This is a genomic window from Hymenobacter sp. (assembly GCF_035709525.1).
Taxonomy (GTDB): Bacteria; Bacteroidota; Bacteroidia; order Cytophagales; family Hymenobacteraceae; genus Hymenobacter.
In genome coordinates, this window is record NZ_DASTEP010000088.1 from 21,799 (window position 1) to 32,597 (window position 10,799).

The following is a 10,799-nucleotide window of genomic DNA, read 5'->3' on the forward strand; positions in this document are numbered from 1 at the left end:
GCACAAGTATTTGATGCGATTTGGTTTACAACCGTATTCATTACATATTTGTCTGTCATCTAACAGCTATCACGATGCCGCATCAGGGTGAAATAGTGCAGGAAGCTATTAAAAACAGCGGTATCTCCATTACCCGTATCGTGGAGGAGCTAGGCATTACACGGCCTACCATCTACCGGAAGTTTAAGGATGACACACTGGATGCCAGCTTTGTAAAAAGAATTGGGGAAATAATCGGCCACGATTTCTCTCAAGACTTTACAATTGCTCACCAATCATCACTCGCTTTTGTAACGCAAACCGCTAAATCCACCGTTACACCAAGCGTTACACCCCGTGTAACGCCCGCGCAACCAGCTGATTCTGACCTTTCGCGGCAGCTGCTGGTGCTCCAAACCAAGTACATTGCCCTGCTGGAGGCCTACAATGAGCTCCTGTTGAAAGTGTACGGCCCGAAGTAACAGAAATGTTCCACGTGAAACATTTCTGTTTTTTATGGCTTGACAAACCAGCATAGATTAGTGATAGCAGGCAGCGACAAGCTTGCGCCCCGCATCAGTATTCGGCCAGGGTAGAGGACGGTGACACTACAGGAAAATAACCTCCGTTACGACCTGCGCGCCTACCTCCGAGTTAAGTAGTTCGAGCACGCGGGTCTTGGCCATCACCAGTTCGTGTTTGAGCGGAGCCGAGGTGAGGCGCACGAAAAGCTTGCCTTTGCTCACGTAGACTTCCTTGGTTTTTTGGGCCACGGCCTTACCCATCACGCGCTCCCAGCTGGCCACTATCGTTACCTCATCAAGCTTGCCTTGCAGCCGGTAGGCGCGCACCAAAGCTTCGAGACCTTCCTTCAGCGGGATGATGTCGGCCCGGCGGGAGCTGGCCGAAGGAAGCGGTTTTTTCATGGTAGAGGAGGGCCGGCGCGAGGCCGGTAGCGCGGGGCAAAATTACGCCGGCCGCCCCCTTTTAATAGGGGTGGCTACGAGATAAGTCGTACCGTACCCGCCTCTACCCGGAAGCGCCGGATGTCGCTATCAACGCCGGCCAGCGCCTGGTCGGTGCGCTCTAGGTTGGTATCGGTAAGGAAGACCTGACCGAAGGTGTGGTCGGCTACCAGCTGGAGAAGCCGGGCAATGCGCTTGTCATCAAGGCGGTCGAAAATGTCATCGAGTAGCAATAGCGGCTTGCCGCCGGGCGCGGGCCGGCCGTCGGCATTTGGGATAAGTGGGCGGTTGGCTAGTAGCTCGAATTGCGCCAGCTTGAGGGCAATGACGTAAGACTTTTGCTGGCCCTGCGAGCCGTAGGTTTTCACGGGCAGGCCGTCCATGAGGAACACGAAGTCGTCGCGGTGCGGGCCCACGGTGCTGCGTTGCAAGGCTAGGTCCTTACGCTCATTGGCCAGTAGGAGGTGGCGGAAGTTCTGGCCCGGTAGCTGGCTTTTATAATCGAGCTGCACCTGCTCGCGGCCCTCGGCCAGCTGCTGGTAGTGGCTCTGAAACACTGGCGTGAAGGCGGCCAGGAAGCTGACCCGCAGCGCCGACAGGCTTTCGCCCAGGGGCGCAAGTTGGTCGTCGAGCGCTTGCAGGTAGAGGGTGTCGAAGCCGTGGCCGCCGCTGTGCTGCTTGAGCGTAGCGTTGCGCTGGCGCAGCAGTCCATTATACTGAATGAGCAGATTCAGAAACTCGGGGTCGAGCTGCGATTGCAGGCTATCGAAATAGCGTCGCCGCTCCTCGCTGCCCTGCCGGATGAGGTCGGTATCGTAGGGCGAGATGAGCACGGCGGGGTAGCGGCCGATGTGGTCGGCCAGGCGCTCGTAGGGCTGCTTGTCATGGGTCAGCGTTTTCTTCTGGCCCACTCGCAGACTTACTTGGATGGTTTCGGGCCGGCCGGCGTCTGCCGCACCGAACTTGCCTTTAACCACGAAAAAATCGGCTTCCTGCTTGATACTCTGCGCGTCGAGCGTCGTGAAGGCGCTCTTGGTGAGGGCCAGGTAGTGAATGGCGTCGAGTAGGTTAGTTTTGCCGCTGCCGTTGTCGCCGATAAAACAATTGATGCCGGGGCTGAGGCTTAAATCGGCGGCGTCGTAGTTTTTGAAAAACAGCAGGTGGAGCTGGTCGAGCGTCATTAAGCAGGGTTGAAGAGAGTACTGGGCCGCATTACGTAACTACGGATGGAATTACGTAATTTCGCCCTCCCAACGCGAAAATATATACCCCAAATTATGGCGGAGTCGAAAGTAAAGGAGGCGTCGAAGGGCGCGAAAGGTAGCAGCAACGGCGCGCCCACGCCCCCGGTAAAAACCGCCGACGAGGCTACGGGCGTCGAAACCATGCAGCAGGCGGCCATCGCTCAGGAAATGCCCGACGCGCACCAGGGTGCCGAAGAGGCCAACGCGCCTACCGCCGAATCGCCGGCCGAGCCCAAGTTCTCGAAAGAAACCTACCTGACCTGGTACGAGCAGATGCAGCTCATCCGCAAGTTTGAGGAGAAGACGGGGCAGCTCTACGGCCAGCAGAAAATCAAAGGTTTCTGCCACCTCTACATCGGCCAGGAGGCCTGCGTAGCCGGGGCCGTGTCGGCGCTGGAGAAGGGCGATAAGTACATCACCGCCTACCGCGACCACGCCCATCCGCTGGCGCTGGGCACTTCGCCCAATGCCGTGATGGCCGAGATGTTTGCCAAAGTCACCGGCTGCTCGAAGGGCAAAGGTGGCTCGATGCACATGTTTGACAAGGAAGTCGGCTTCATGGGCGGCCACGGCATCGTGGGTGCGCAGGTGCCGATGGGCGCGGGCATTGCCTTTGCTGAGAAGTACAACAAGACCGGCAAGCTCTGCATCTGCTACATGGGCGACGGGGCCGTACGCCAGGGCGCCCTGCACGAGGCCTTCAACATGGCCATGCTGTGGAAGCTGCCCGTGATTTTTGTGGTCGAGAATAACGGCTACGCCATGGGTACGTCGGTGAAGCGCACGTCTAACGTGACCGAGCTCTACCACATCGGCCGTGGCTACGACATGCCCTCCGAGCCGGTGAACGCCATGAACGTGGAAGACGTGCACGATGCCGTGGCCCGCGCCGCCGAGCGCGCCCGCGCCGGCGAAGGCCCCACCTTCCTGGAGTTTAAAACCTACCGCTACAAGGGCCACTCGATGAGCGACCCCATGAAGTACCGCACCAAGGAGGAGCTCGAAGAGTACCGCCAGCGCGATACCATCGAAGCGGTGCGCCATACCATCCTCACGCACAACATGGCAACCGAGGACGACCTCGCCGCCATCGATGAGAAGATAAAAGCTCAAGTGCTGGAAGCGGTGGATTTCGCCGAGAAATCGCCTTACCCCGACGCTTCCGAGCTGTACGAGGATGTGTACGTGCAGAACGACTACCCCTATATTCACGACTAATAATAGTAACTTGCCACCCGGCCGGGGCATTTTCGCGACGGCCTCATCTGCGGCGCGGCTCGTTCTGTAGCGAGTCGCGCCGTTGAGCTATCCTAGCAAATGTCTAAAATTCCCTACACCGGCAAGACGCCCGGCGCTCGCCAGCCCCGCCCTGTTTCGACCGACCCGCTGGCCCCGGCCGAAGAAACCTATGTAACCGAGAATCCGCTGCTCGAAGACCCCGACGCACTGGCCGCCCGGCTGGCCGATTCGGAGGACTTCGTGCGCCGCAACCGCAACCTGCTGCTCGGCGCGTTGCTGGCGGTAGTGGTAGTGGTAGGCGGCTTCTTTGGCTACACCTACTGGCGCACTCAGCAGAACAATCAGGCGCAGGCTGCTATGTTCCGCGCCGTTGACAACTGGGAAGCCGACTCGCTCAAGCGTGCGCTGCAAGGCGATGGTAGCAAGCTGCCCGGCCTGAATAAGGTAGTGAGCGAATACAGCGGCACCAAGGCCGGCAACCTCGCCGAGTTCTACACCGGCGTGGCGCTGCTCAAGCAAGGCAAATTTGCCGAAGCCTACACGGCCCTCGACAAGTTCAGCTCGGATGACTACCTCGTGCAGGCCCGCGCCTACTCGCTCATGGGCGACGCGCAGCTGGAGCAAGGCAAGGCCAAAGAAGCCGCTGACCTCTACGCCAAAGCCGCCGACTACAAGTCCAACGAATACTTCACGCCCGGCTACCTGCTCAAGCAGGGCGTGGCGCTCGAAGCCGCCAAAGACAACGAAGGCGCGCTGAAAGCCTACAACCGCATCATCGACGACTACGCTACCGCGCAGGAGGTAGGCGAGGCCCGCCAGGCCAAAGCCCGCTTGCAGCAATAAGTGCGAACCGCGACGCTCGCAAAACCGAACGGCTCTCTTCCTATACGGGAAGAGGGCCGTTCGGTTTTTGTGACCTTGCCAGTGGCGTACTTTGTTGCCTGGCCAAGGCGGGGCGCAACAGTGCCCCAGCGCGCTACCGGCCATCTAAACTGAACTACCTTATTTTTATTTGCAAACAATGGCAACCTCCTTACAACACCTCAGCACCTACGACAGCTCGGGGTTTATCGACATCAGTGAAAAGCGCTTTGGGCTGGTCGTGGCCGAGTGGAACCGCGAACTCACCGATACACTGAGCGCCGGGGCCTACGACACGCTGCTCAAGCACGGGGCCAAGCCCGAAAATGTATTTCGCAACACCGTGCCCGGCAGCTTCGAGCTGACGCTGGGCGCGCAGCTACTGGCTCAGCACGAAGAAGTGGATGCGGTAATCTGCCTGGGCGTGGTAATACAGGGCGAAACCAAGCACGACGACTACATCTGCCACGCCGTGGCGCAGGGGCTCACCACGGTGGGGTTGAAGTACAACAAGCCCGTCATTTTTGGGCTCGTTACTACCAATACCTTGGAGCAGGCCTGGGACCGCGCCGGCGGCAAGCACGGCAACAAGGGCGTGGAGGCCGCCGTGGCCGCCATCCAGATGCTGGGCTTTTAAGCTAAGCACTTTCAAACCACCAAGCTGGCGTTATCTTTGCGGGCCTAAGTGCTTCTCTACGAGCTTGGCCGCAGCATTGCCGGATGGGCAAACTACCCGATACTAAACCATTTAGCTAGGTTTGGTGTTCGGCTGCTGTGCTGGCGTTAGCCGGCGGTTGACTTACTACCTTTTATGCCTTCCCTGTAATGACTGAGGAAAACCTGCGCTACTCGCGCGAAGATTTGGCGGAGTTCGATAAGATTATCCAGGAAAAGCTCACGGCCGCCCGCAAAGAGCTGTCTTTCATCAAAGAAACGCTGACCCGCAACAACGAGTCGGGCACCGACACCACGGCTGCCTCGCTGAAAGTGCTGGAAGACGGTGCCGAAACGGCCGAAAAGGAAAGCCTCAACCAGCTGGCTTCGCGCCAGATGAAGTTCATCCAGCAGCTCGAAAACGCCCAGCTCCGCATCAAAAACGGCACCTACGGCGTGTGCATCGGCACCGGCAAGCTCATCCCTAAGGAGCGCCTGCGCGCCGTGCCCCACACCCAGCACTCGATAGAGGCCAAACTGGCCCGCCGCGACTAAGCAAAACGTTACCCCCTGGCCCGGACCCGTGGCTGGCGCGTGAGCGGCCAGTCGGCGGGTCCGGGCCTTTTTTATAGCAGGTTGCCCCGCCGGTTTGGGGAGGCCAGCTGGCGCTACTGCCGAAAACCAAAAGCTGGCCCACCAGTACATCACTATCCGCACCTAGCAACCCCGCATTACCACTATGGCGAAGCAAGATTTCTCAAACAATAAGTCGGACCGGCGCGGCCCGGCCGGCGGCAGCGGCCGCCCCGAACGTTCTAATCGGCCCGAGGGCCGCGGTGGCTACGAAAGCCGTGGCAACAGCGGCGGCTATGGTGCCCAGCGCGGCGGCGACCGGCCTGCGGGCCGGGGCGAGTACGGGGGCGCGCGGCCGGCCTTCGGGCAGGGTGGTGGCAAGTTTGGCGGCCGGCCCGGCGAGGGTGGCAGCCGGGGCGGCTTCGGGGGCAATCGCTCGGGCGAGGGCGGCAACCGGGGCGGCTTCGGGGGCAGCCGCTTCAACGAAGGCGGTAGCCGTGGGGGCTTTGGTGGCGGGCGCTCCAGCGAGGGCGGCCGGCCAAGCTTCGGCGGCGGCCGTTCCAATGATGGGGTCAACCGGGGCGGCTTTGGTGGCGGACGCTCCAATGAGGGCGGTACGCCGGGTGCTTTCGGCGACCCCAATCGCCGCCCCTATGGTGGCGAGGCCCGCCCGGCCCGGCGCTTCGACGCAGGCGAGAACAAGGAATCGCGCGGTGGTAGCGACGAGCGCGGCGAGCGCCCGGCCTACCCGCCCAAGCAAATCTGGCAGGGCCAGCCGGTGCGCTACGAAGGCAAGCCTACGGTACCCCGGGGCGTAGCCGGCGAGCGCAACCGCAAGTTCATCAAGCGCGACCCCAACGCCCCGGCGGACGAAACGACGCAGCGCCCCGCCTACACCGGCCGCAACGAGCGCTCGGCTTTCGAGGAGCGCGGCGCGGGCAAAGCCGCCAACTACGGCAGTGACCGCCCCTTCCGTCGCGAAGGTGGTGAGCAAAGCGAAGGCCGCCCCGAGCGCCGCAGCTTCGGCCAGCGCGATGGCGGCGAGGAGCGCAAGCCCTACGGCGAGCGCAGCGGCAATAGCTACGGTGGCGACCGCAAGCCCTACGGCGAGCGTAGCGGCAGCAGCTTCGGCAACGACCGGGGCGAGCGCAAGCCATACGGTGAGCGCAACGGCAGCCGCGAAGGCAGCAACGAGCGCGGCTCTTATGGCGACCGTGAGCGCAAGCCTTACGGCGAGCGCGACGGAGGCTTCGACAAGCCGCGCAGCACCGGCGAGCGCCCCAATGCCAACGCCTTCCGTGAGCGCCGCGAGGCTATGCGCGATGCTGTGCGCGGTGGCCGGGCCTCAGGCACTACCTACGGCCGCGCCGACAAGCCCAAATACGGCGAGAAGCCCGGCGAAGCGCCCGACTACAAAAACCTCAAGCACTACGAAAACGACAAAACCCGCGGCAACAAGCGCCGGGCCAGCGAAGAGGACTTTGGCACCGAGGAAATGCGCCTCAACCGCTACATCGCTAACGCGGGCATTTGCTCACGCCGCGAGGCCGATGCGCTCATCGCGGCCGGTGAGATTCGGGTGAATGGCGAGGTAGTGACCGAGATGGGCTACAAAGTGCAGCCCAGCGACACGGTGCAGTACGGCAAAACCAATCTCAACCGTGAGAAGCTGGTGTACGTGCTGCTCAACAAGCCCAAGGACTTCATCACGACTACCGACGACCCGGAGGGCCGCAAAACGGTGATGGACCTCGTGAAAACGGCTTCCAAGGAGCGTATCTTCCCGGTGGGCCGCCTCGACCGTAATACCACGGGCTTGCTGCTTTTCACCAACGATGGCGAAGTAGCGCAGAAGCTGTCGCATCCCTCGCACAAAAACAAGAAAATCTACCAGGTAGAACTCGACAAGCCGCTGACGGCCGAGCACCTGCGCCAGATTACGGAAGGCCTGGAGCTGGAAGACGGCAAAGCCGAAGTGGACGACGTAGCCGTGGTAGCCGGCAACCCGCACTTCGTGGGCGTGGAGCTGCACATTGGCCGCAACCGCATCGTGCGCCGCATTTTCGAGCACCTCGGCTACGATGTCGTGACCCTCGACCGCGTGCAGTACGCCGGCATCACCAAGAAAGACTTGCCGCGCGGCAAATGGCGCTTCCTCACCGAGCAGGAGGTCATTCGCCTGAAATACTTCATGTAATTATGTCAAGCTGTTAGCCATTGACTACCGGCGGTTAGCTTCTCCTTTGATGAGAGCTAACCGCCGGTAGTCAATGGCTAACAGCTTTAATGCTTGTTTATTAGCTACTTGTCGGATAAGTAGCTATCAGCTATCAGCTATCAGCTATCAGCTATCAGCAAATGGCTAACAGCTCAATCAAAACAACGCTCGCGCTCGACCTGGGCAACACGGCCCTGAAATACGGCGTCTTCACGGCGGCGGGCTTGCAGGAAAGCGGGGTGCTGGCCGCGCCGGGCGAGCTAGGCGAGCTGTGGCGGCGCACGCAGCCCGAGCACGCCATTCTGGCGTCGGTGGCGAGCGAGGCCGAGGCGCAGCCCTGGCTGCACGAGCTGCGCGACGTAGTGGGCCGCATCCTGCCGCTGCGGCCGGGCTTCACGCCCGTGCCCTTGCAAAACGCCTACGCCACGCCCCACACGCTGGGAGCCGACCGGCTGGCCGGCGCGGTAGGGGCGGGGCATTTGCGGCCCGGCCAGCCCACGCTGGTTATTGACGCGGGCACGGCGCTGAAATTCGATTTAGTAGCCGATGCTACCTACCACGGCGGCAGCATCGCGCCGGGTTTGCGAATGCGGCTGCGGGCGCTACATGCCTTCACGGGCCGGCTGCCGCTGCTCGAATTGCCTGCGCCTGTTGCGGCGGTGCAACTAATTGGCGACTCCACGGCCTCTTCGCTGCTGAGCGGGGTGCTGAATGGGGCAGTGGCGGAGGTAAACGGCTTGGTGGCCGACTACCGCCGCCGCTACCCCGGCCTGGGGCTGGTGCTGGCGGGCGGCGATGCGGCGTATTTGCAGCCGCGGCTGGCTGCGGCTCCCGGCTTTATCTTTGTAGTCCCCGAACTGGTGCTAATCGGCCTAGACCGGATTTTACGCTATAATGTTGACCGATAAAAAACTACTGCTGGCCGCGCTGACGGCCGCGCCGCTCGTGCTGGCAGGCTCGGCGCTGGGGCAAGGCCTGGGCAACTCGCCCTACTCGCGCATTGGCCTGGGCGACCTGGAAGGCAACCTGGGCGGGGTGCGCCAGCTGGGCATGGGCGGGGCCGGCCAGGCCGCGCCCAACACGGGCAACATCAACGAGCTAAATCCGGCCCTGCTGGTGTACGTGCCGCGCACCATGTTTGAGGCGGGCGTCAGCGGGCAGTACAAAACCGTCAGCAACGCCACCAACTCGTACCGCGCGGGCAGCATCACGCTGGCGTATCTGTCGCTGGCCGTGCCGATTACCAAGCGCTGGTCGTCGGCGGTGGGCCTCAAACCCTACAGCTCGATAGACTACGAGGTAAACTCGACCGGGGCCGTGAACGGCGACCCGTTTGCCACGGCCTACAAAACGTACAGCGGCACCGGCGGCTTATCGGAAGCTTATTTCGCCCATGGCATTCACGTGCTGCGCGATTTGAATATTGGCGGCAGCGCCTCGTTTTTGTTTGGCACGCTCGACCAAAGCAACGGCACGGCCATCACGAGCAGCACCGTGGCCGCCCAGCAGCTGGTAGTAGAGCGCGAGCAGCTGCGCTACGCCGACTTTTTGCTGCGCGCCTCGCTGCACTACCGCCACAAATTTGGCAAGTCGCTGAATTTGAACGTGGGCGGCACCCAAACCTTCCCGACCAACACCAAGGTGACGCGCCAGCGCACCCAGGAGCAGCAGGATGCCAACCGCGCCACCATCGCGGGTACTACCGTAAACCTGGTCAACGACGCGGGCTACACCTTCATCCCGATGCTGTCGCAGGGCGGTATCTCGGTTGATAACGGGCGCAACTTCTCGGTGAGCTTGGATGGTAGCTGGCAGCAGTGGTCGAAGTTTCAGGCGTTTGGCGACGGGCCGGCCGCCCAGCTCGGCAATACCTGGCGCGTGGCCGGCGGCGGCGAATTCACGCCCGACCCCGGCTCGGTGCAGCATTACTTTCAGCGCGTAACCTACCGCGTGGGCCTCAGCGTGGCCCAGATGCCCTACCGCCCCGGCGGGCAGGTACTCTACGACCGGGCCATTCACTGGGGCTTTGCCTTCCCGCTGCCCACGGCCACCTCGCTCGAGTCGACGCTCGTCAGCCTGGGCTTTGCCTACGGCGTGCGCGGCAACACCGATTACCTCTACGGCGGCAGCACCGGTGGCAGCAACGTGCGCGAAAGCTACCTGCGGGCCCAACTGGGCGTGACGCTCAGCAACCGCTGGTTTATCAAACGTCGCCTTCAGTAAGATGCTGGTTTTCAGCTACCGCTATCTGCTGGCTGCTGCGCCGCTGGCCGCGCTGGCGCTGGCCGGCTGCACCGACAAAGAGACCGCCGCCAAGCCCATCGTGTACACCGGCCCGCTCATCGAAACCACCAACGTGGAAACGCTGGTGAGCGACTCGGCGCGCTTGCAACTGCGCCTCACCGCGCCGCTCGAGCAGCAGTACGAAAGCGGCGACATGTACTACCGCAAAGGCGTACACGTGCAGGTCTACGACAAGCCCGGCAAGGTGGTAGTGAACACGATGGAAGCCAAATTTGGCCAGCTCGACAAAGCCAAGCAGCTCTACATCATGCGCGGCGACGTGCGCGTGGCCAACGTGCCGCAGCAGCAGACGCTGCGCACCGAGGAGCTGTTTTACGACAAGCTCAAGCATAAAATCTACACCGACACGGCGATGGCCGTCCGCATCCAAACCCCCACCGAGGTGCTGACGGGCTACGGCATGGAAGCCAGCGAAGACTTTTCGTGGTATAAAATCAAGCGCCCGGTAGGCGAGTTTACGCTCCAGGAGGCCCAGCAGAAGGGTATTTAAGCAGCCATGATAAAATTTGATAAGTCGCTGCTTAAGACGGTGTTGTTTGCCTTTGGCGTGGTCACCTTCGTGATTGCCACCTATCAGACTGTGCTGCAAAACGACCTGGTGGGCAACTACTGGATTTACATGATTTCGCTGAGCTGCTGGCTGCCCTTGCAGTACTGGCGGCGGCAGGAAGCCCGCCGGGCCAAAGAGGCCGAAGTGGCCCGGCAGGTAGCCGAAATGAACAAGCCCGCGAAAGGCGCGAAAAATAATCCGAAGAAAAAGCG

General features: G+C 61.6%; 12 protein-coding genes. 10 read left to right on the plus strand and 2 right to left on the minus strand.

All coding sequences use genetic code 11. The features are described 5' to 3' along the window. Positions 1 to 20 precede the first annotated feature (20 nt). Complete coding sequence (locus tag VFO93_RS07650) at positions 21 to 461, plus strand: helix-turn-helix domain-containing protein (protein ID WP_325133764.1); 441 nt, start codon at positions 21 to 23, stop codon at positions 459 to 461. Positions 462 to 587: 126 nt separating this feature from the next. Here the strand turns inward: VFO93_RS07650 and VFO93_RS07655 are convergent, their stop codons facing one another. Both VFO93_RS07655 and recF read right to left on the minus strand, forming a co-directional pair. Next, entirely contained in the window at positions 588 to 905 is a 318-nt protein-coding gene (locus tag VFO93_RS07655; RefSeq protein WP_325133765.1) for a DUF721 domain-containing protein, read from the minus strand. Between the two features lie 74 nt (positions 906 to 979). Continuing rightward, the gene (recF, locus tag VFO93_RS07660; protein WP_325133766.1) at positions 980 to 2,125 is read right to left on the minus strand and encodes a DNA replication/repair protein RecF; all 1,146 of its coding nucleotides are present in this window, start codon (positions 2,123 to 2,125) and stop codon (positions 980 to 982) included. 96 nt (positions 2,126 to 2,221) lie between these two features. Between recF and pdhA the strand changes: the two genes are divergently transcribed. The 9 genes from pdhA to VFO93_RS07705 all read left to right on the plus strand — a co-directional run. Next, positions 2,222 to 3,406 carry a pyruvate dehydrogenase (acetyl-transferring) E1 component subunit alpha gene (gene pdhA / locus VFO93_RS07665; RefSeq protein WP_414653561.1) on the plus strand — a complete coding sequence of 395 codons (1,185 nt, stop codon included), beginning with the start codon at positions 2,222 to 2,224 and terminating at the stop codon, positions 3,404 to 3,406. Between the two features lie 99 nt (positions 3,407 to 3,505). After that, positions 3,506 to 4,270 (plus strand): tetratricopeptide repeat protein, encoded by a 765-nt coding sequence (locus VFO93_RS07670; RefSeq protein WP_325133767.1) that lies wholly within the window; start codon positions 3,506 to 3,508, stop codon positions 4,268 to 4,270. A 178-nt stretch (positions 4,271 to 4,448) separates the two neighbouring features. After that, positions 4,449 to 4,925 carry a 6,7-dimethyl-8-ribityllumazine synthase gene (gene ribH / locus VFO93_RS07675; RefSeq protein ID WP_325133768.1) on the plus strand — a complete coding sequence of 159 codons (477 nt, stop codon included), beginning with the start codon at positions 4,449 to 4,451 and terminating at the stop codon, positions 4,923 to 4,925. Positions 4,926 to 5,113: 188 nt separating this feature from the next. Next, positions 5,114 to 5,497, plus strand: a complete 384-nt coding sequence (locus VFO93_RS07680) for a TraR/DksA family transcriptional regulator (RefSeq protein ID WP_325133769.1) — start codon at positions 5,114 to 5,116, stop codon at positions 5,495 to 5,497. A gap of 184 nt (positions 5,498 to 5,681) precedes the next feature. After that, positions 5,682 to 7,712 (plus strand): pseudouridine synthase, encoded by a 2,031-nt coding sequence (locus VFO93_RS07685; protein ID WP_325133770.1) that lies wholly within the window; start codon positions 5,682 to 5,684, stop codon positions 7,710 to 7,712. A 161-nt stretch (positions 7,713 to 7,873) separates the two neighbouring features. Further along, positions 7,874 to 8,641 (plus strand): type III pantothenate kinase, encoded by a 768-nt coding sequence (locus VFO93_RS07690; protein WP_325133771.1) that lies wholly within the window; start codon positions 7,874 to 7,876, stop codon positions 8,639 to 8,641. After that, positions 8,628 to 9,956, plus strand: coding sequence for a hypothetical protein (locus VFO93_RS07695; protein WP_325133772.1), 1,329 nt, complete (start codon positions 8,628 to 8,630; stop codon positions 9,954 to 9,956). The genes VFO93_RS07690 and VFO93_RS07695 overlap by 14 nt, the downstream gene beginning before the upstream one ends. A 1-nt stretch (position 9,957) precedes the next feature. Continuing rightward, on the plus strand, positions 9,958 to 10,527 hold the full coding sequence (gene lptC / locus VFO93_RS07700; RefSeq protein WP_325133773.1) for an LPS export ABC transporter periplasmic protein LptC: 570 nt from the start codon (positions 9,958 to 9,960) through the stop codon (positions 10,525 to 10,527). A gap of 6 nt (positions 10,528 to 10,533) precedes the next feature. Beyond that, positions 10,534 to 10,799: hypothetical protein (locus VFO93_RS07705; RefSeq protein ID WP_325133774.1), on the plus strand; the 266-nt coding region annotated here is incomplete at its 3' end.

Bases quoted from the DNA above. Each gene is read 5' to 3' on its own strand.
- lptC (WP_325133773.1), top strand. From the start codon at position 9,958: ATGCTGGTTTTCAGCTACCGCTATCTGCTGGCTGCTGCGCCGCTGGCC.
- VFO93_RS07670 (WP_325133767.1), top strand. From the start codon at position 3,506: ATGTCTAAAATTCCCTACACCGGCAAGACGCCCGGCGCTCGCCAGCCC.
- VFO93_RS07695 (WP_325133772.1), top strand. From the start codon at position 8,628: ATGTTGACCGATAAAAAACTACTGCTGGCCGCGCTGACGGCCGCGCCG.
- VFO93_RS07690 (WP_325133771.1), top strand. From the start codon at position 7,874: ATGGCTAACAGCTCAATCAAAACAACGCTCGCGCTCGACCTGGGCAAC.
- VFO93_RS07685 (WP_325133770.1), top strand. From the start codon at position 5,682: ATGGCGAAGCAAGATTTCTCAAACAATAAGTCGGACCGGCGCGGCCCG.
- ribH (WP_325133768.1), top strand. From the start codon at position 4,449: ATGGCAACCTCCTTACAACACCTCAGCACCTACGACAGCTCGGGGTTT.
- pdhA (WP_414653561.1), top strand. From the start codon at position 2,222: ATGGCGGAGTCGAAAGTAAAGGAGGCGTCGAAGGGCGCGAAAGGTAGC.
- VFO93_RS07655 (WP_325133765.1), bottom strand. From the start codon at position 905: ATGAAAAAACCGCTTCCTTCGGCCAGCTCCCGCCGGGCCGACATCATC.
- recF (WP_325133766.1), bottom strand. From the start codon at position 2,125: ATGACGCTCGACCAGCTCCACCTGCTGTTTTTCAAAAACTACGACGCC.
- VFO93_RS07680 (WP_325133769.1), top strand. From the start codon at position 5,114: ATGACTGAGGAAAACCTGCGCTACTCGCGCGAAGATTTGGCGGAGTTC.